15 protein-coding genes are annotated in these 19,240 nt (G+C 60.0%); 4 read left to right on the top strand and 11 right to left on the bottom strand.

Going from position 1 to position 19,240, the window contains the following annotated elements:
• Positions 1 to 81: 81 nt before the first annotated feature.
• A complete protein-coding gene (locus tag G5171_RS13105; protein ID WP_421250996.1) occupies positions 82 to 1,806 on the bottom strand; it encodes a proline--tRNA ligase in 1,725 nt (574 codons plus the stop codon).
• 273 nt (positions 1,807 to 2,079) lie between these two features.
• On the opposite strand from G5171_RS13105, the gene rlmD reads away from it, so the two are divergent.
• Complete coding sequence (gene rlmD / locus G5171_RS13100) at positions 2,080 to 3,432, top strand: 23S rRNA (uracil(1939)-C(5))-methyltransferase RlmD (RefSeq protein WP_421250997.1); 1,353 nt, start codon at positions 2,080 to 2,082, stop codon at positions 3,430 to 3,432.
• A gap of 78 nt (positions 3,433 to 3,510) precedes the next feature.
• Here rlmD and G5171_RS13095 read toward each other — a convergent pair whose 3' ends face one another.
• The 3 genes from G5171_RS13095 to G5171_RS13085 are packed head-to-tail and all read right to left on the bottom strand — an operon-like array spanning position 3,511 to position 6,990.
• Positions 3,511 to 4,080 (bottom strand): PqiC family protein, encoded by a 570-nt coding sequence (locus G5171_RS13095; protein ID WP_421244384.1) that lies wholly within the window; start codon positions 4,078 to 4,080, stop codon positions 3,511 to 3,513.
• Entirely contained in the window at positions 4,077 to 5,726 is a 1,650-nt protein-coding gene (gene pqiB / locus G5171_RS13090; RefSeq protein ID WP_005343196.1) for an intermembrane transport protein PqiB, read from the bottom strand. Before pqiB ends, G5171_RS13095 begins: the two co-directional genes overlap by 4 nt.
• Positions 5,719 to 6,990 (bottom strand): PqiA/YebS family transporter subunit, encoded by a 1,272-nt coding sequence (locus tag G5171_RS13085; RefSeq protein WP_288727194.1) that lies wholly within the window; start codon positions 6,988 to 6,990, stop codon positions 5,719 to 5,721. Before G5171_RS13085 ends, pqiB begins: the two co-directional genes overlap by 8 nt.
• Before the next feature lie 175 nt (positions 6,991 to 7,165).
• On the opposite strand from G5171_RS13085, the gene hfq reads away from it, so the two are divergent.
• Positions 7,166 to 7,525 (top strand): RNA chaperone Hfq, encoded by a 360-nt coding sequence (gene hfq, locus G5171_RS13080; protein ID WP_005335772.1) that lies wholly within the window; start codon positions 7,166 to 7,168, stop codon positions 7,523 to 7,525.
• Positions 7,526 to 7,656: 131 nt separating this feature from the next.
• Here hfq and G5171_RS13075 read toward each other — a convergent pair whose 3' ends face one another.
• The 6 genes from G5171_RS13075 to G5171_RS13050 form a co-directional block, all read right to left on the bottom strand.
• Positions 7,657 to 8,247: an HAD family hydrolase gene (locus tag G5171_RS13075; protein ID WP_421244383.1), complete on the bottom strand. Its 591-nt coding sequence runs from the start codon at positions 8,245 to 8,247 to the stop codon at positions 7,657 to 7,659.
• 65 nt (positions 8,248 to 8,312) lie between these two features.
• Positions 8,313 to 9,416 (bottom strand): EAL and HDOD domain-containing protein, encoded by a 1,104-nt coding sequence (locus G5171_RS13070; protein ID WP_421244382.1) that lies wholly within the window; start codon positions 9,414 to 9,416, stop codon positions 8,313 to 8,315.
• Positions 9,417 to 9,420: 4 nt separating this feature from the next.
• On the bottom strand, positions 9,421 to 11,061 hold the full coding sequence (locus G5171_RS13065) for a sensor domain-containing diguanylate cyclase (RefSeq protein ID WP_216979496.1): 1,641 nt from the start codon (positions 11,059 to 11,061) through the stop codon (positions 9,421 to 9,423).
• A gap of 253 nt (positions 11,062 to 11,314) precedes the next feature.
• On the bottom strand, positions 11,315 to 13,351 hold the full coding sequence (locus G5171_RS13060) for an exoribonuclease II (RefSeq protein WP_421260296.1): 2,037 nt from the start codon (positions 13,349 to 13,351) through the stop codon (positions 11,315 to 11,317).
• A 99-nt stretch (positions 13,352 to 13,450) separates the two neighbouring features.
• A complete protein-coding gene (locus G5171_RS13055; RefSeq protein ID WP_337073795.1) occupies positions 13,451 to 14,350 on the bottom strand; it encodes a LysR family transcriptional regulator ArgP in 900 nt (299 codons plus the stop codon).
• 199 nt (positions 14,351 to 14,549) lie between these two features.
• Positions 14,550 to 15,200, bottom strand: coding sequence for an acyl-homoserine-lactone synthase (locus G5171_RS13050; protein ID WP_236347198.1), 651 nt, complete (start codon positions 15,198 to 15,200; stop codon positions 14,550 to 14,552).
• Positions 15,201 to 15,262: 62 nt separating this feature from the next.
• Here G5171_RS13050 and G5171_RS13045 point away from each other — a divergent pair, with 62 nt between their 5' ends.
• Together G5171_RS13045 and lysE are read left to right on the top strand one after the other, a co-directional pair.
• Complete coding sequence (locus G5171_RS13045; protein ID WP_005343205.1) at positions 15,263 to 16,045, top strand: LuxR family transcriptional regulator; 783 nt, start codon at positions 15,263 to 15,265, stop codon at positions 16,043 to 16,045.
• A gap of 194 nt (positions 16,046 to 16,239) precedes the next feature.
• A complete protein-coding gene (gene lysE / locus G5171_RS13040; RefSeq protein WP_005343206.1) occupies positions 16,240 to 16,851 on the top strand; it encodes an L-lysine exporter in 612 nt (203 codons plus the stop codon).
• A gap of 132 nt (positions 16,852 to 16,983) precedes the next feature.
• On the opposite strand, the gene G5171_RS13035 is transcribed toward lysE, so the two are convergent.
• Positions 16,984 to 18,993: a methyl-accepting chemotaxis protein gene (locus G5171_RS13035; protein ID WP_216979492.1), complete on the bottom strand. Its 2,010-nt coding sequence runs from the start codon at positions 18,991 to 18,993 to the stop codon at positions 16,984 to 16,986.
• Between the last annotated feature and the right edge of the window lie 247 nt (positions 18,994 to 19,240).

The following is a 19,240-nucleotide window of genomic DNA, read 5'->3' as shown; positions in this document are numbered from 1 at the left end:
CATCCGGTTGTTGTCGTCAGAGCACACAGAAACAAAAAGCGCGCCAAATGGCGCGCTTTTTATTCAGGTAAGGGAGCAGAATTAACGGCCCAGCTTGGCCTTGAGCATGGCGATGATGTCGTTGATGGCCACTTCCTGCTTCTCGCCGGTACGGCGGCACTTGTACTCCACCACGCCGTTGTCCAGACCGCGATCGCCGATAACGATGGCGTGCGGGATGCCCAGCAGCTCCATGTCGGCGAACATCACGCCCGGGCGCTCTTTACGGTCGTCGAACAGCACGTCCACACCGGCCGCTTTCAGCTCGGCGTAGAACTGCTGTGCCTGCTCGGCCACGCGCTCGGATTTGTGCATGTTCATTGGCACGATGGCCACTTCGAACGGGGCGATGGCGTCCGGCCAGATGATGCCGTACTGGTCGTTGTTCTGCTCGATGGCCGCAGCCACCAGACGGGAAACCCCGATACCGTAGCAACCCATCTCCATGGTGACGGACTTGCCAGCTTCGTTCAGCACGCTCGCCTTCATCGCTTCGGAGTACTTGGTGCCCAGCTGGAAGATGTGGCCCACTTCGATACCGCGCTTGAGCAGCAGCTTGCCCTGGCCGCACGGGCTCGGGTCGCCTTCTACTACGTTGCGCAGGTCGGCAACTTCGTAAGAAGCGATGTCGCGATCCCAGTTGGCGCCGGTCAGGTGGAAGCCGGTCTCGTTGGCGCCGCAGACGAAGTCCGCCAGATGGGCAGCGCTGCGATCGACGATGATGCGACCGGCAAAGCCGACTGGGCCGATGGAACCTGCATCGCAACCGGCGGCAGCTTTGATCTGCTCGTCGTTGGCGAAGGTCAGCGGGTTGGCCACGCCAGCCAGTTTCTCGGCCTTGATTTCGTTCAGCTCGTGGTCGCCACGCAGTACCAGCGCGATGACGGCCTGCTTGCCGTGCTCATCTTCCTCTGCCAGTACCAGCAGGGTCTTGGCAATGGCGGTCGGTGCCACGTTCAGGAAAGCGGCTACTTCGTCGATGGTGTGGACGTTCGGGGTGGCAACCTTGGTCAGTGCTGCGGTGGCAGCAGCGCGCTCACCAGCCGGCGCCAGTGCTTCGGCCATCTCGATGTTGGCGGCGTAATCGGAGCTGTCGGAGAAGGCGATCAAGTCTTCACCGCTCTCTGCCAGCACCTGGAATTCGTGGGAACCGGTACCACCGATGGAGCCGGTATCCGCCTGCACTGGACGGAAGTTCAGACCCATGCGGGTGAACGCCTTGCAGTAGGCAGCGTGCATCTTCTCGTAGGTATCTACCAGAGATTCCTTGTCGATGTGGAAGGAGTAGGCATCCTTCATCAGGAATTCGCGGCCACGCATCACGCCGAAACGGGGGCGCACTTCGTCGCGGAATTTGGTCTGGATCTGGTAGAGGTTGAGCGGCAGCTGTTTGTAGCTGTTCACTTCGTAACGCACCAGCGCAGTGATCACCTCTTCGTGGGTCGGGCCCAGTACGAAGGGGCGGTTGTGGCGGTCGGTCAGACGGCACAGCTCGGGACCGTAGTCATCCCAGCGGCCGGACTCCTGCCACAGCTCGGCGGGTTGTACCACCGGCATGGAGACTTCGACGGCACCAGCATTGTTCATCTCTTCGCGAACAATGTTCTCGATTTTCTTCAGTACCCGCAGACCGGTTGGCAACCAGGCATACATGCCGGAGGCCAGTTTACGGATCATCCCGGCGCGCAGCATCAGCTGGTGGCTGACAACTTCAGCGTCGGAGGGGGTTTCCTTGAGAGTGGAAAGCAGATATTGGCTGGTACGCATCGCGGTAGACCTTAGCTAGAACGGGCGCGGGGCCCAGGATAATTTCAAGGGCGGAATTTTAACAGGCTGGGCGTTATGGCCCAAGGGCTAAATTTGCCGCAACCCGAAAGGTGGCCACGCCCGGCAGATGGTCAGGGCAATGACCATTGCAACAAGCAGGCTTTTTATGCCTGCAATTTGGCCGGATCTCCGCTAAACTCTGCCACCTTTTCTCGATGGGCATGGCTTTGCCGCGTTCATCACCCCCCATTTTTAGTACTTTTGGAGCCGCTCATGCCGTTAGTGGGACATCAACACCAGATCGAGATCCTGGAACTGACCGACAAAGGAGATGGCAAAGGACGCCTGTTCGATCGCCCCCTGTTTGTCGAAGGTCTGCTGCCCGGTGAGCAGGCGCTGGTGGAGCTGACCGAGGTCAAGCCGAACTATCTGCACGGCAAGGTTGCCGAGCTGCTCCAGCCCTCCGCCGATCGGGTTGCCGATTTCTGCCCCAACACCGAGTGCGGTGGCTGTCAGGTGCGCCCGCTGGCCTATCCGGCCCAGCTCAAGCTCAAGCAGGCACTGGTGCAGAGCGCACTGGAACAGGTCGGGCTGGGTGACACCCCGGTCAAGGATATCCTTGGCATGGAGAGCCCGTTCGCCTATCGCAACAAGGCGCAATATGCGGTGCGTGGCTGTGACGCCGGTGCCGAGATCGGTTTTTATCGCAAGCATTCCCACGATCTCATCACCGCCGATGACTGTGCGGTGCAGGATCCGCTGCATGTGGAGCTGAACGCCCGGGTGCGCAACTGGATGCGCGCGCATGACATCGCCGCCTATGACGAAGTGAACCACAGAGGCTGTATGCGCAACCTGATGACCCGCAAGGGCTTCAAGAGCGGCGAGCTGATGGTGGTGCTGGTGACCCTGGGCGAGGAGCTGCCGTTCGAAGCCGAGCTGCTGGCAGCCCTGAGCGATCTGCCGGTCACTACCCTGGTGCAGAACATCAACGATGAGCGCACCAACCGCATTCTGGGCGCCACCAACCGGGTGCTGCTCGGCGAAGGGGTGATCCGCGACAAGATCCACGAACTCGAGTTCGAGATCTCGCCGCTATCCTTCTTCCAGAACAACCCGACCCAGACCGATGTGCTCTACTCCAGCGCCCTCGAGTATGCCGAGCTGACCGGTAACGAGACGGTGTTCGACATCTATTGCGGTATCGGCACCATCTCCCTGTTCCTGGCTGGCAAGGCCGCCAAGGTCGTCGGGATCGAGTCGGTGGAGAGCGCCATCAGCGATGCCCGCCGCAACGCTGCCCTCAACGGCATCGAGCACACCGAATTCCACGTCGGCAAGGCCGAGCAGCTGATGCCCGAGCTGCACGCTCAGGGCGTGACCGCTGACGTGGTGGTAATGGATCCGCCCCGCAAAGGCTGTGACAAGGCCGTATTGCAGACCCTGGTCGCTATGGCGCCCCGTCGTCTGGTCTATGTCTCCTGCAACCCGCAGACCCTGGCCCGCGATCTTGCCTGGCTGGTCAAGCAGGGCTTCGTGCTGGACGAGGTGCAGCCGGTCGATATGTTCCCGCACTCCATGCATGTGGAAGCGGTTGCCCGCCTGAGCCTGCCTGCCAAGGCATAAGTCGCCCCCGACTCTTGCCCATAAAAAACGACGCCAGCTGGCGTCGTTTTTTTATCTCTGCAATCGGCGGATGGGCGATTAGCTGGCGCTCTGGCGCACCTCGGCGGCGATCTGGTCGAGCAGCTGTTGCCAGCCCTGACCCAGTTCGTTCACCAGTGCGTTGTAGCCATCGGCTGGCAGCCCCCGCTCCTGACGGAAGGGGGCATCGCGCAACACGGTGCCATCTTCCGCCAGCAGGCGCCAGCGGCCGCTCAGTACGGCGCTGCCGTCATGACGGCCCTGAAAGCGCTCCACCAGAATGGTCAGCACCGGCCCCTTGCGGGCGCCATCCTGCCGCACCACCCAGCCCGGCAGGCGGCTGGAGAGGCCATTGAGGGTGAGCTGGTTGAGCTGATCGTCCAGCGCACCGGCCCAGCGATGGTACTCGGTGAAGTGCAGCTCTTGCCCTTCCAGCTGATAGACCAGACTGATCCGGTCGAGCTGGCTGGCCAGCGCCACCGGGCGCAGCACCAGCTGGTGCTGCGGTTGGGCCGGGGCCGTCACGGGTTGCTGACTGTCGGCATCGAGCGAGTAGTAGTGCAGGCTTGGCTGGCTGCTGCAACCCGCCAGCAGGCCCAGCAGAGCCAGCGTCAGGATCTCTTTTTTCATTGTTTGCCTCGCTTGGGCTCAGGGTCTGATGGATGCGCGCGATCGAAGATCAGCGAGCTGGGCTGCTCGTTGAGGGAGTGCACCAGCGGCTGCAGTTCGCGCATCAACTGATTGAGAGTCTGCACCGACTGACGCAGATCCTGATTGGTCTGCGACTGGGCGTCATAGGCCTGCAGGGTCTCCTGCAACTGTTTGAGGCTCTCGTTCAGCGAGGCTGGCAATTGCTGGGTCGCCTCCTTGCCGGTCAGCTTGTCCAGATTGGCACTGAGGGCGCTGATGTTTTTCAGGGTGCCATCCAGGGTGGAGAGGGAGCTGTTGACCTTGGTCAGGGTAGTCGCCATGTCCATGTCGACAAACTTGTCGAGGATGAGGTTCACCTTGCGCTCGATCTGATCCAGCCCACCCTGCACGGTGGGAAAGACCTGATAACCGGCCAGCTTGACCTGATCAAAGCGGGGAGCTGTTGGGTAGAAGTTGAGATCGATGATCTTGCCACCGGTCAGCAGACTCGAGGTCTTGAGGCTGGCACGCAATCCCTCCTTGAACTGCTTGCTGAATAGGGCGCGCCACTGATCCTTCTCCGCCTTGGCATAGCGGTGGGAGAGACGCTGCACTTCGATGCGGGCCAGCACCGGGATCTGTCGGTTCTGGAAGATGCGAACCCCTTTCTCCTCGACCATGTAGGGGGCCGAGATGACGGTGCCGACCCGTATACCGCGGTACTGCACCGCCGCGCCCGGGTGAAGGCCCGCCACGTTGTCGTCGAACAGGAAGACGTAGTCGATGAACTGATCCAGGCTACCGGCCAGTACGCTAGCCTCATCCTGGAACAGGGTAAACTCGTCGTGCTGCTTGACCGGCTCACCCGGAGACCAGCCGGCAGGCAGGCCCATGGTGATACCGCCGTCGACCAGGCTTTCCAGCGAGTCCATCTTCACTTTCATCCCCTCGCTGCTCATGGAGACCTCGAAGCCCGGGGTCAGCCAGAAGCGGGAGTTGCTGCTCACCAGAATGTCGTAAGGGGCGTTGATGAAGATCTGATACTGCATCTCGCTCTTCTCGGGCAGGAACTTCGCCTCTTCCACCTGACCTATAGTAAAGCCCTGATAGTTGATGGGAGAGCCTTCCCCGAGAGCTCGGGCGTCGCGGCTGGTGAGGGAGAGCCGTAGCCCTTTGGCATCCAGCGAGGCGAGGGGCGGTTTGTCCAGCATGACGTATTCGTCCCGCGCCCGACCTTTCTTGCCCGGGGCAAGCTCGATATAAGCGCCTGAGAGCAACGTGCTGAGGCCGGAGACCCCTTCACGGCCCACTCTGGGCTTGACTACCCAGAACTGGCTGTCATCGCGCAGCATGCCGGAGGCCGCATTAGTCAGCCGTCCTTTCAGCACTGCATGGCTGTAGTCATCGCTCAGCTCGACGGCCTCGATGCGGCCGACATCCACCTCGCGTGAACGGATCACCGTCTTGCCTGCGACTATGCCCTCGGCGGTGGCGACCGTGAGGGTGAAGCTGGGGCCTTGCGAATACCAGTGCTGGAACAGCATCCAGAGACCGATGAAGAGCGCCAGCAGCGGCACCATCCAGATTGCGGCGGCGGAGCTCAGAAAGTCAGAGCCCGGTTTCCACCTTGTTTTACGCTCACTCACGTTCGCGTTCTCCTTGTTGTAAATCCCAGATCAGGCGCGAGTCGAAGCTCATGGCGGCAACCATGGTGATCAGCACGACACCAGCAAATGCGACGGCCGCAGGGCCGGGGTAGATGGTCATCAGGTTGTCGAGCCGGATCAGGCCCGCAAGGATGGCCACCACGAAGACATCGATCATCGACCAGCGTCCGACAAATTCGGTCATGCGATAGAGTTTGAGTTTACCGAGCGGCGACTCGGCATGGCCGCGTTGTACCATGTAGCAGAGCCAGAACAGCGCCACGATTTTTACCAGCGGCACTACCACGCTGGCGAAAAAGATCACTGCTGCGATGGGATAGGATCCCATGGCCCAGAGCAGCACTACGCCGCCGAGGATGGTGGAGGGGCTGTCATCACCGAGAAACACCGTATCCATGATGGGATAGACGTTGGCCGGAATGTAGAGAATGGCGGAGGTGAACAGCAGCGCCCAGGTACGGTTCAGGCCGCCCGGCTTGCGGGCGTGCAGGTGACTACCGCAGCGGGAACAGCTGTGGGTGCCAGCCTCGCTCAGGGCGCCGCAAATATGGCAGCCCACCAGACCGGATTCCAGCGCCCCGGCTTCGGGGTCTATCTCCCGTGGCTCGGTGGGACCGAACAGCCGCTGCCAGAGCCACATCTGATCAAGCGAGGAGATCATCTTGATGAGCAGCACCGTGTAGCCGACGAAGGCCCAGAACGACAAGCCCATATGGATGTCGGCCATCCCCATCAGTTTGACCAGCGAGATAAGTACCCCCACCAGAAAGACATCCACCATCAGCCAGGGTTTGATCCGGCAGAGCAGGCGGCCGAGAGAGCGCAGGGCATTGTTGTGCAAATCCTTGTCGATACGCCACAGCACCAGCATGATGGAGCCCATGTAGACCAGCGGTAGGCCGATCAGGGTGATACTGAGTACGGCGCCGAGAAACAGGTAGCCCTCGTCTACTAGGGTCGAGATGCACTGGATAAAGGTCATCTCCTGGCCTATCCCCTTTGCCGAGAAGGACATGAAGGTAAAGGAGTTGGAGAGTACGAACATGATGAGCGCCGCAAACCCGTAGGAGATGGGACGCAACTCCTGCTGCGGCAGATGACGGCTCAGGGTGTGACCACAGCGAGGACAACTGCTTGCCTGTCCCACCTCGAGCGGCGTGGCCGGGATCAGCAGATCACACTCTTCGCAGGCGGTGGCATCATGAACATAGCTGGCGTGGTGTTGGTGTGAAGCCGAATGCAAGATAAAACCCCAGATTTGGCTCGCAAGAGAACCGGAAGCGGCGATTATCGCAGTTGTCCCGGTCTGCGACCAGTCCTGCGGTGGCGTGATTATTGGCGGGAGTGAGAATGACTTTGACAAGGCTGTGCCCATTTAGCACAATCAAACGCCACTTTTTTCCGCGGGACAATAATTTATGACAACTGAATCCCCAAGCTACTCCACGATTGAGCAAGCCTTCTCCCTCGGGAATGGGCAAGATTCTGCCCTCAACTGGTTGCGCAAGAACCGCAGTCAGGTCGCCATTTTTCTGGTGAGCGGCATCAAGCTGGAAGGCACTATCAGCGGTTTTGATCAGTACAGTGTGCTGTTGACCGATGCACACGGCAACCAGCAACTGGTCTACAAAGCCAAGATCTCTACCATCGCCATGCACACCGGCCGTCCGCAAGTGAACATCCAGCGTGCCCGCAAGCCACGTGTCTCTATGGCGCCGCGCCCCCATGGTGCGCCGGGCCGCTATGATGACAATCAGGGCGGTGGCAACAACGAGTAATCGTTCTTTCCGACCCTCTGCGCCGACGCGTCCAGCGTCAGCGACTGACGGAGCTGGCTCTCATTCTCAACCCTGTCCCGTATGAGATCCAGCTCCGGTTATCGCCCCTTGTTGGGCGATATTCTTCTGCACTACATCGCTATGCCGATCGGTTTACCTGCTTTGACCATGCAGGTCTGCATACCCGCTGCTTCTCCGGCCTGTACCCCGATACCGGTATCTTCAAACACCAGACAGCCTGATGGCTCGACCCCCAGCTTGCTGGCGACCAGCAGGAAGGTGTCCGGATTGGGCTTGTGTAGCTCCACATCGTCGGCCGTGACCACCACCTTAAAGTAGCGATCCAGCCCGGTATTGCGCAGCACCGCTTCGGCGTTGATGCGAGGAGAACCTGTACCGATCCCCATCGGAATGACACCTTGATAGCGTTCGACCAGTGTCTGCATGGCGGGAAACACGGTCGCCTTGTGCAGGTTGGCCACATAGTGGGCAGTCTTGCAGCGGTTCACTTCGAGCGGGTCGAGGGGGATCTGCTGCTCCTGTGTCACCAGCAGGGCGATCTTGCGGCTCGGCATACCGCCCAGTTCATAGAACCAGTCGGCATCGAAGCGAAAACCAAATTCACGGGCGGTGTGTTCCCAGGCGGCGAGATGCAGCGGCATGGAGTCGACCAGGGTGCCATCCAGGTCAAAGATCAGGCCTTGGAATCCGGAAAGTGTCATGGTGCGGGTCAGTCTCTGAAAAAAGGGAGCCCATTCTAGCCAGAGCCTCCCCGGCCTGCCATCACCTAGCTGGTGAGAAACGCTTGCCCCCACATTTGCGCCTGAAAATAGACGGGGGTGAGCCTGGTCGGGTCGAGCTGGTATTTCGGTGCCAGCTGCTCCAGCAGAGCCCAGTTGCCCTGTTCATAGGTCCTGACCAGCTGGAACAGGTGGAACAGCGGCCCTTCGTGCCGCTCGATGGCTCGCTTTACGTTGTTGGGCAGGTGGGCCTTCAGCGACTCTGATAGCAGGGAACCATCGAGTACCAGCCCTACCAGAAAAGCCCAGCTTGCTTCGCGTTTGTCGAGGGCGGTGAGGGCGATAAGTTCGCAGAAGCGGCCGCGAGCGATGGCCATTCGGGTAGAGGCCTCCGGCATATGCTGGCTCACCCGGGCCAGGCCGTTGATCAGCACAAACTTGCGGATCTCCTGCTCTCCCAGATAGGAGAGGGCGCGGGAAACCGAGGTGATGGGGGCTGCATGATCGAAGCCGGGCGCGTTGACATAGGTGAGTAGCTGGCCCGGGAGCAAGGCATCCTGCTCCAGCAGGCGAGCCACCTGGGCAAAGGAGAACTCCTCGTGGCAGATAAGTTGAAGGATCTGCTGCACAAGTGCCATGTCGGGCTGGGTGGCACGTTGATTGACCAGCTCGGGGCGGGCGAGAAAACCACCGGCAAAGAAGTCGACTCCGGCCTCTCGCAGCGGGAGAAAATCTTCCCAGGTTTCGATATCGAGGGCCATCCGCTTGTGTTCGGTGGGCTGGCAGATCCCCTCTTCCCCCATCCAGAATACCAGCAGACGGCTGGCACCGAGCCAGCGTGGCTCACGACTGACCCCATGTACAGCAAGCCGGCGTCGACTGTCTCGCCATTGTTCCAACACCGGAAAGGAGGCGGGCAGCCGTTCGCTGGAAGCCTCTACCAGCGGGATCGCATCCTGATCAAACAGCAGGGGGCGCTGTTCATCGAGCTGCTCGTGGGTGAAAGGCACCAGATATTGGCGCCCTTGTGCCAGCAGGCGGCAATGTTGCGCCAGTGAAGGCCATTCGGCCGGTGAGCTGAGCTGATAGTCGATGCCGTAGGCCACCAGAGCCAGGCGACGATTGAAGATGGGGTAGCGACGCAACAGCATGGGATCACCGATAGGCCAGAGTGCGTGCCCGTCCTTGAGACTTGGCGTGGTAGAGCGCCTGATCGGCCTGTTCGGTCAGACTCTGCCACGCCTCGTCCAGGGAGGGGACCAGATAGCTAAAGCCTATGCTAACCGTAATGAAATCAGCAACCCGCGAGGCGGGATGGGGCAGTTTTAATTGCGCCAGTCCGGCATGGATCCTCTCGGCCAGTTGCTCGGCTTCACCGGGTTGTGGGGCGCAAAGCAGGATGACGAACTCTTCTCCGCCATAACGAGCCACCAGATTGGTAGAGCGTCGCTCGGCCTCCCGCAGTACGCGGGCTACCTGCTGCAGGCACTCATCCCCCTTGGTATGACCGAAGTGATCGTTATAGGCCTTGAAGTCGTCGACATCGATCATCAATACCGCCAGCGGATTCTGGGTGCGCCGTGCCCACTCCCACTCCCGTTGCATGGTGATGTCCCACTGGCGCCGGTTGGCGATACCAGTCAGAGGATCTTCCAGCGAGAGCAGGGAGAGGCGGTGATTGGCCTCTTCCAGCGCCCTATTGGTTTCGGCCAGTTGTATCGTGCGTTCGGCGACCCGGGCTTCCAGCTGGCGGTTGAGCTGCTCCAGCTGCTCCTGAGTGCGCTGGCGGATCAACAACTGTGACAGGATGGCGGCGTACTGTTTGAAGATCTCGCTCTGATAGGCTTTGAGCGGGCGGTGCCACAGCAGGTTGTCGGCGGCGATCCAGCCGATGGGGATGGCGCCATCCCAGAGCGATACCATGGCGTTCCAGCCCTGTCCCACCTGCTGTTTCTCGTAGTAGAGAGGGGTATCTTCCAGCACCAGCACGTAATCCTTGCGCTTGAGCGCCTCCTGCACCGTGGGGTGATCCGGGATAGGACTGACAAAGTCGTGTTCGTCTACCAGCTCTCCCTCTTCACTGGTGCCCCAGGTGCCGCGCATGGTTTTGCCATCGGGTTCGATCAGGAAGATGGCGACCCGATCGAACTGCAGCTCCTTGCGGGCCAGCAGCACGGCGTCCCGCAGCAGATCGTTCTCGCTGCGACAGCGGGAGAGGGTGACGCTGACCATGTGCAGCGCCTGCAACATGGTGAGGAAGGAGCCCTGCAGTGCCTGACTCTGTACCAGATCGGTCTGGGTATGGAGCCGCTGGTCCCGCTCCTGATTGACCTGGCTGGAGAGCAGGTGATTGCTGAGCTCGGCAGTCAGATAGTGAATAAGGAGCTGGATGCCCTGGCGCTGGTGGGAGGAGAGGCGGTCTATGCGGCGGCGGGTCTCCAGATAGATGACCCCTTCCAGTTTCATGTGACGTTTGAGAGGGAAACAGGCGCGTAGCTGTGGCTGGGCGGGCTCCACATTTTCGCCAGGATCTGGCGGTGGCTGGAGCTGCTCGATCACCAGTTGTCCCTTGTCCATTGCCTTGTCGATCAGGTGGTGGGGTAGTGTTAGCTGTTCTAGCTGGGCTAGATCCAGTTCGATCACGCCCTGATCCAGCTGAAAACTGTAGAGCTGTGCTTCAGGAGCTCTCAGCCAGAGGTAAAGGCGTTCTGCATCGGTCTTTTCACGGATGGTGGCGAGGCTCACTTCGCATAACTGAGCGAAGTTGGTGAAGTGTTCCGGGTCCCATTCCTGCATACCAGTATCCCTTGGATTGTACCCAAGCGAGTATAAACATATTTCTCTTTGATTAATATGTCAGAAAGGAGATGTGTCGCACATATTGGTTGCATTCCAGGTTATGTGTGGAAACATTCACTGCTTTTATTGCCAATTATGGCGAAAACTGTGCGTAGTTGCGCCACCTGTAGCAGCGTGCATGGCAGATGTGGAGCAAAAAAGAGCCCGCACGATGGCGGGCTCTCGGGCAGATTCGATGACTCTGCGTGGCTTACTCAGCCTGGGAGGCTGGCTGCGCTGGCGTTTCACTGCTATCGGCTGACGTGCTCTCTGCCAACGGGGCTTCCGGTGCCGGACCCGGCACCAGCTCCACCGCCGGCTTGGCAATGAGGGAGCGGGTCTCTTCCACCGCTTCGGTCAGCTTGACCTCAATGATCTGACCGAGCTCGTAGACCACCTCGGTCTTGTCCAGATAGACGCGACCGTTGTCCCAGTTGCACTCCAGCCGATCCTTGTTGTCGAGGATATGACGGGCAGGCATGAAGACCACGGCGCCGTTCTCCTGCAGACGCAGCTTGAGGCCAGCACGCATCACGTCGATGATCTCGGCGTTGAACACCTTGTCGGTGCCAGCATCGGCCTTGAGGTAGCGGACATAGAGCCAGTCGCCGATGTCGCGCTCCACCATGCGGTGCAGACGGCGGCAGGCGGTCAGATGCTCGGTGAGCTCGGTGCTCGGGCGCTCGCCCGGGGTCTTGCCGGCGATGACCGCTTTGAGCAGACGATGGTTGACCATGTCGCCGTATTTACGGATCGGGGAGGTCCAGGTGGCGTAGGCATCCAGACCCAGGCCGTAGTGGGCGCCCGGCTCGGAGGACATCAGCGCATAGCTCTGGAAACGGCGGATCTTGCCATCCAGCCAGCGGGTGTCGAGGTTATCGATCCAGCGGCGCAGGGCACAGAAGCCGGAGAGGCTGGCGATCTCGTCGCGCTCGAACGGGGCTTCGGCGCTTTTCAGCAGGTCGATGGCGCCGTCGAGGGACTCTTCGTCAAAGCCGGTGTGAACGTTGAAGATGCCGTAACCGACGCTCTTGCCCAGCACGCGACCGGCGCAGATGTTGGCGGCGATCATCGACTCTTCCACCATGCGGTTGGCGATGCGGCGTGGCTCGACGTGGATAGCCAGCACTTCGCCATTCTCGCCCAGCTCGAAGTCGTAGTCGGGTCTGTCCGGGAACACTAGGGCATGCTCGGTGCGCCACTTGATGCGCGCTTCGGTCATTGCCTTCATCAGCGGCAGCTGGGCCAGCACGCCGGCGTCGATGGCCAGCTCTTTGCCATGCTCAGCCCAGTCGGAGACGTCGTCATAGTTGAGACGGGCGTGGGAGCAGATGCGGGCGGCGAAGAACTCGGTCTCCTCCAGCAGCAGACCATCTTCGGCGATAAGCAGACGGGCGCACAGGGTGTTGCGCTCCTCACCCTCCTTCAGGGAGCAGAGCTCGTCGGAGAGGGTACGCGGGATCATCGGTACGTTGCGGCCCGGCATGTAGACGGTGAAGGCGCGCTGGGCGGCCTCCTTGTCCAGCTCGCTCCCTTCGGCCACATAGGCGGTCGGGTCGGCGATGGCGACCAGCAGCTCCCAGCCGTTATCCAGCTTGGTGATGGCCAGCGCATCGTCCATGTCCTTGGTTTTTGCACCGTCGATGGTGAAGAAAGGCACCTTGGTCAGGTCACGACGGGGCAGCTCCTCATCTTCGATGACCTTCCACTCTGGCAGATCAGCCGGTTCGACCTGGGCCAGGTTGTGGCGCGCCAGCACCACCCACCAGGGCACGTTGTGATCTTCCTGTGCGGCGATCTTCTGGATGATCTCGGCAGAGAAGTTGCCGTCTACCAGCGCATGGCGCTTGAGGGTGGCGACCACCCAGTCCCCTTCCTTGAACTCTTTTTCGTCCAGACCCTTCTTGACGCGGGCCTTGATGGCATCCTTGATCAGCGGGTGGTCGGCGACCACGTTGAGGCGGTCGCGGAACATCTTGACCCGGGCCACGAAGCGGGTGACGGACTGCTCCAGCAGGGCATCCGGCTCGGCCACTTCCTTCTCTTTTTCGGTGCGGATCAGGGCGCTCACCCGGTCACCGTGCATCACCTTCTTCATGTAGGGAGGCGGCACGAAATAGCTGGTCTTCTCATCGACCTCCAGAAAGCCGAAGCCCCGATCGGAGGCGCGGATAACACCCTCTTTCTTGGGGATGTTTTCGCGGATTTGTTGCTTGAGCTGGGCCAGCAGCGGATTGTCTTGGAACATAAGTGAGGAACCTGAAGTGAAAACCTGGGTGAAGACCTGATGAAGGATCGCCCAGCACTATACGTTTTTAGCCCTGCAAAGCCAAGGTGAATGGCCTGCTCAGCGTGGTTTCAACTGCGATCTGGCATGGTCAATGAGACGTTGGGATAGCTGCTTGTGTACCCCCTTTTCCAGTACCCAGCGGTGCCAGTAGAGGCGTTCTGTCAGAACATGGTTGGGACTGAGGTTGAGCAGTGACCCGCCAGCGAGCTGGCCTCTGATCTGTAACTCGGGGATGAGACAATAGGCCAGGCCCTGTTCGGCCATGGCGACAAAGGCCTCGGACGAGTGAACCGTGTGGCAGGGATAACCGCCGGGCTCTAGCCCGAAGTGTTTCGCCATGAAGCTGACATGCATGTCGTCGCGTTGATCGAAGGCCACTGCCGGAGCCTTGGCCAGCGCCTCCCGGGTCAGACCGTGGGGAAAGTGGCGCGCCACGAACGCGGGGCTGGCGGTAAGCAGATAGTTCATTTCGCCCAGATCATCGACGCAGCAACCGGCCAGTGGCTGGGGATGCAAGCTGACCGCACCAAAGGCCTGACCCTCGCGTACCTTGTCGAGGGTGCGGCATTCGTCATCCACCAGCAGGTTGAGTTCGATGGGATGCTGCTCCAGCAAGGGGGCGATGGCGGGCAAAAACCAGGTTGCCAGGCTGTCGGCATTGACGGCGATACTGATCCGGATGGGGGCTTGTGGTGTGGCGGGAGCCAGCTCACCAGCCAGTTCCAGCTCGAGCTGGTGGACCTGACGATAGTGTGCCAGCAGCTTCTGGCCGAGCTGGGTCGCCTGCAACGGCTGGCTGCGGATGAGCAGCGGCTCGGCAAACTGTTGCTCCAGTAGTTTGATCCGCTGGGAGATGGCGGACTGGGTCATGTGCAGTGATTTGGCGGCCCGCTCGAAGTTCTGCTCCTGCAATACCGCATCCAGTGCCCGCAGCAGTTTGTAGTCCAGCTCTTTCATCTTCCCTCCCTTGCGTTGCTTCTGGGCTGACTCTACGTCACTCGGCAGGGGACAACAATGGGTGGTGACAGGGCCGTTACGCTGTGATTTCTGACAGTAGTGATCAGGTTGTTGAGGGAGGATACTGCCCGCTGACCCATGGGTTAGCCTGCGGGCTCATAGCGATCTGTTTATCCCGGGTCTGTTTTCCCGGGATTTTTTATGGCTGCGTTGCCAGCGCCGGTGATGGTTGCTGCAGTAGAGAGTGGCTGGTTTGATAGTGGCCCAGCAGAGGTTTGCCAACGGCGTGGGCGAAGCGTTCATCCAGATGGAAGCGGATCCCCACCCCGCGCACGGCCCCCAGATCCACCGCCTGGCGATGGCCGAGGCGCTCGATGGGCAGGCCGAGGCGGCGGAAGATGCGCTCTACCGGCAGGCTGACGACAGCGACCAGCTCACGGATCCCGTGAGCATGGGCGAAGGCATAGACTTCGCGAAAGATGACGCAGGTGAGCTCGCTGACGCCATTGACCATCCGCGGAGCACGGCTGGCATCGATGGCAAGACGGGTCAGTTCCCAGACATCGGGGGTACGCGGTGCACTTTCACCGGCAAGGGCGGTGGGGAAGATGGTGGGCAGCATATAGGCATCGGCACAGTTGAGCAGGCGAATACAGCCGCATAGCCCTTGCTTATCCTCGATCAGCACCCAATGGGTGTCTGGCGTATCAAAACTGTCACGCTCAAGTCCCCGATGGGACTCTACATCCCAGCCGAGCCGGTCGGAAAAGACGCGATTTCGAAAGCGATAGAGTTCATCCTCTACCTCATTTCGTGGATGCTCTCTCAATTTTCCTTTGAAAACCAACATTATGGGCCCTCTGTCTTGCTATTCGCCGTTATAATCACATGTCTGGCCAAGGGGGCTTTCATATGAAAAGAGACCAACTGCTTGAGTATCTCGAACATTTCACTTCGGTGACGGATGGCAACCGTCTGGCCGAGCTGATCGGTCACTTCACGCTCGGGATGGGCTACGACTACTACCGCTTCGCGCTGATCCTGCCGATGTCGATGCAAAGACCCAAGGTGGTGCTGTTCAATCACTGCCCTGACTCCTGGGTGCAGGCCTATACCGAAAACAACATGCTGGCATGTGATCCGGTGATCCAGCTGGCGCGCAAGCAGACCTTGCCCATCTACTGGAATCGCCTCGATGAGCGAGCAAGCTTTCTGCAAGAGGGAAGCATGGATGTGATGGGGCTGGCAGCCGAGTTCGGGCTGCGCAACGGCATCTCCTTCCCCTTGCACGGTGCCGCCGGGGAGAACGGTATTCTCTCCTTCATTACCTCGGAACGCGCCTCGAGCGATCTGCTGTTGGAGTCGTCGCCCATCCTCTCATGGATGTCCAACTACATCTTCGATGCCGCGATCCGGGTGGTGCGTTTCAGCATGATGGACAGTGTGGGCAAAGAGCCCCTGACCGAGCGCGAAACAGAGTGCCTGTTCTGGGCCAGTGAAGGAAAGACCTCCAGCGAGATTGCCTGCATTCTCGGCATCACGGAGCGCACAGTGAATTACCATCTCAATCAGGTCACCCGCAAAACCGGCTCCATGAACCGCTACCAGGCCATTGCCAAAGGGGTGGGAACCGGCTTGCTGCTGCCCAATCTGGAGCAGGTGGTGGTCACCAATTTCCCCAGAGTGCTTCAGTAGTCCGAGTCTCAGATACCACAGATTCTCCTGCTGCTGTCTGAGGGTCACAATTGTCAGATCCGGTAATTGACACGGGATTTAATAGAAGCGCTTCATCATTAGCAAAATGAATGAACCAGTAAATCAATGAATTTCTAAGAAGGAGCCGGACTCGCTATAGTGCCGTTCATTCATCATTTCGAACGGAATTTTCGATGCTGCTGACCACGACCCTGCAAGGTTTCACCATAGGTCTTGCCATGATCATCCCTATCGGCGCCCAGAATGCCTTTGTGCTGAGCAGGGGTATCCATCGCAACCATCATTTGCTGAGCGCCACACTCTGCAGCTTTTGCGACCTCATTCTGATCGCCATAGGGGTATTTGGCGGAGCCAATCTGCTGGCCGCCAGCCCGATCGGCATGATATTGCTCACCTGGGGGGGCGTACTGTTTCTCGGCTGGTTTGGTGTGCGCTCCCTGCGCAGCGCGTGGTATGGGCAGGAGGGAGGACTGGCCGACGCTTCGCAACGGATGAAAGCCAGAAGTGTACTGGCCATGACGCTAGGGGTCACCTTGCTCAATCCCCATGTCTATCTCGATACCCTGATGCTGCTCGGCTCGCTGGGCAGTCAGGTGAGCGAGCACCTGCGTCCGGCCTTTGCGGCCGGTGCCATGCTCGCCTCGCTGGTGTGGTTCTACTCACTTGCGCTGGGAGCTGCAGCATTGGCGCCCTGGCTGGCGAGAGGGGGGGTACAGCGGGGGATCGATCTGCTGGTCGGCATCATCATGCTGAGTCTGGCGGGCAAGCTGGCGTTTGGAGGCTAGTCCGCCAGACTGTATCCATGGTGATGTCGGTGACGCTCATTGGCGGATAGCGAGGGTAGGCTCCGTGCGATTGAGTGTCAAACACCAGTCCGTTCTACGGACTGGTGTTTTTACAGCTTCTCGATACAGAGGCTATACCCGGAACTGGGAGAGCAGGCGCTGTTGCTGCAGGCTGGCCTGATGGAGAGAGGAGGCCAGCAACAGGCACTCCTGCGCCTCCTGTTCGCCGGTTCTGGCCTGCAGGCTGATCCCCGAGACCTTGTCGGAGGAGTGGCTGAGGGTGTGTGACAGTTGCCCGGTGGCCACGGCCACCTGCTGCACCATATCGGCCAGCTGGTCGATGGCCCCTTCCACCTTGAACAGGATCTGCTTGGTGTTCTCGGAGTCTTGCATGCCAGACTCCACCGTCTTGAGGTTGCGCTGCATCATCAGATAGGCGCTCTCGGTCTGCTGCTGGATGCTGCTGATCACCTGGCTAATTTCGGCGCTTGAGGCCGCGGTGCGGTTGGCCAGGGTGCGCACCTCGTCAGCGACCACCGCAAAGCCACGTCCCATCTCCCCCGCGCGGGCTGCTTCGATAGCCGCATTGAGGGCCAGCAGGTTGGTCTGCTCCGAGATGCCGCTGATGGTGGAGATGATCTGGCCAATCTGGCCTGCCTGCTCCTTGAGGGCGTTGATGGCGACGGCGCACTCGCCCACCTCCTGCACCACCCGCTGCATGCCCGCGCTGGCGGAGGCGACATACTGGCTGCTCTCGGTGGTCAGCTGGCGCACCTCATTGGCATTGTGGGCCGCCATGCTGCAGTTGTCCGATATGGTGGTCGCTACCTGTACCATCTGTTCGCTGTCGTGGTGCAGGGCCAGCGCATGTTCGGCAGTCTGGCGGCTGCTCTGGCTGATCGCCTCCACCCGGTTGACCGAGGTGTGGACGTGCTCGCTGAAGTGCCGATTATTGTCCATGGTGGAGCTGATCATCTTCTGCAATTTCTCGATGAAGCGATCCACGCTGTTGGCAAGCGAGCCTATCTCGTCATCCCGTTGCAGGTTGATGCGGGCGTTGAGATCTCCCTCGCCGGCGGCGATATCCTGCATCCGTTTATCCACCTGCAGCAGCGGGGTGACCAGCTTGCGGGTCAGCCAGAAGCCGCAGAGGGTGACCATGAGCAGGCTCAGCAACAGGCCGCCCAGCAGCAGGGAGCGAGTCTGGCTGATGATGCCGTTGAGTTGGACGACCTGATCCTCGACGGTGGCATCACCGCTCGCCTCGATGGCAACCAGTTGTTGTTTCAGCTGGTCGGCACTGGCCTCATAGAGAGCCTGCTGGGCCTGATAGTTGCCGAGCGCCTCGATCCACTGCCCCATCAATTGCTGATGTCGGGTCAGCAGGGCGCGATACTCTGCGGACAGTGTCTTGCCAGCAAATTCCCCGGAGCCCTCGATATCGAACAGTCCGGTGCCGAGCATGCTGTCGATCGCTCCGTGGTAGAAATCGGTCGCCTCTTTCAGCTCGGCCTTGATCGCCGCCGTGACCCCCTGTCTGCGCATCTTCTCCAGCGCATAGAGCTGGCGCAAAAAGCCGATGTTGGACTCCATCCCCCCGTCGGCCGCTTCCCAGCGGGTAGAGAGGCCACTGTTCCAGCTGATGGTCTGGTCGGGGGATTGGGTCAGCGTCTCTACCGCCCCATCGCCGATCTCCTCCAGCTGCGTCGAGAGACGGGCCATCAGGTCGGCGTTATGATGCAGGGCCTGATCCGCCTCTGTGTAGGCGTGATAGAGCGTCAACAGCTTCTCTTGTTGCTGTTGATAGGCCTGCTTCTGTTGCTCCATGGACGAAAGGGCTGCGCCATCAATGAGCTGCCCCTGACTGACCCGAGCCAGTGCCTCATCGGTTGCCGCTTTGGCGGCATCAAGCTCGGCACGATTGAGCGGGGTGCCGTTTTGCATCTTCTGAATCTGTAACTGTTGATTGCCCAGTTCGATGGAGCCCTCCATGGCCCCGTCAGCGGTCTGCCAGGCGCTTCCCAACACATAGGCGAGCAGATCGGCAAGCCGCTGGCTGCCATACCAGCCCACGGCTCCCATCCCCAGCGTGCAGCCGAGCAAGATGGCAAGACCCAGATTGGCGGTGGTAACAATTTTCATATGATGGCCTTCCTTGGTATCTGCATTGCATCAATTTCGGTTCCGAACGAGTTTAGTGTAGTGTTCATGCCCGTTCGGAGTCCGGCCCGGTGCAGAAACATCCCGTACACTCCGGCTGAACCAGATCAAGCATGGTAGCCAATTGGCGAAAAAGCTTTCTGGCTACTCTGAGGTTGCCGCCATGTGCTGGATACTTATCCAGTTATTCTTTATGCTATGAGCCAATTTACGAATAGCTGTATTGGTG

Source organism: Aeromonas sp. 600774, from assembly GCF_049175075.1.
Lineage (GTDB): Bacteria > Pseudomonadota > Gammaproteobacteria > Enterobacterales > Aeromonadaceae > Aeromonas > Aeromonas veronii_A.
The sequence above is the reverse complement of the archived record's forward strand: the minus strand, read 5'-3'. Positions and strand labels throughout refer to the sequence as shown.

Coding starts and splice junctions, on each gene's coding strand:
- G5171_RS13105 (WP_421250996.1), bottom strand. CDS start 1,806: ATGCGTACCAGCCAATATCTGCTTTCCACTCTCAAGGAAACCCCCTCC.
- G5171_RS13065 (WP_216979496.1), bottom strand. CDS start 11,061: ATGCAGGAATGGGACCCGGAACACTTCACCAACTTCGCTCAGTTATGC.
- G5171_RS13045 (WP_005343205.1), top strand. CDS start 15,263: ATGAAAAGAGACCAACTGCTTGAGTATCTCGAACATTTCACTTCGGTG.
- rlmD (WP_421250997.1), top strand. CDS start 2,080: ATGCCGTTAGTGGGACATCAACACCAGATCGAGATCCTGGAACTGACC.
- G5171_RS13055 (WP_337073795.1), bottom strand. CDS start 14,350: ATGAAAGAGCTGGACTACAAACTGCTGCGGGCACTGGATGCGGTATTG.
- G5171_RS13095 (WP_421244384.1), bottom strand. CDS start 4,080: ATGAAAAAAGAGATCCTGACGCTGGCTCTGCTGGGCCTGCTGGCGGGT.
- G5171_RS13070 (WP_421244382.1), bottom strand. CDS start 9,416: ATGCTGTTGCGTCGCTACCCCATCTTCAATCGTCGCCTGGCTCTGGTG.
- G5171_RS13035 (WP_216979492.1), bottom strand. CDS start 18,993: ATGAAAATTGTTACCACCGCCAATCTGGGTCTTGCCATCTTGCTCGGC.
- G5171_RS13050 (WP_236347198.1), bottom strand. CDS start 15,200: ATGTTGGTTTTCAAAGGAAAATTGAGAGAGCATCCACGAAATGAGGTA.
- G5171_RS13075 (WP_421244383.1), bottom strand. CDS start 8,247: ATGACACTTTCCGGATTCCAAGGCCTGATCTTTGACCTGGATGGCACC.
- G5171_RS13060 (WP_421260296.1), bottom strand. CDS start 13,351: ATGTTCCAAGACAATCCGCTGCTGGCCCAGCTCAAGCAACAAATCCGC.
- lysE (WP_005343206.1), top strand. CDS start 16,240: ATGCTGCTGACCACGACCCTGCAAGGTTTCACCATAGGTCTTGCCATG.
- hfq (WP_005335772.1), top strand. CDS start 7,166: ATGACAACTGAATCCCCAAGCTACTCCACGATTGAGCAAGCCTTCTCC.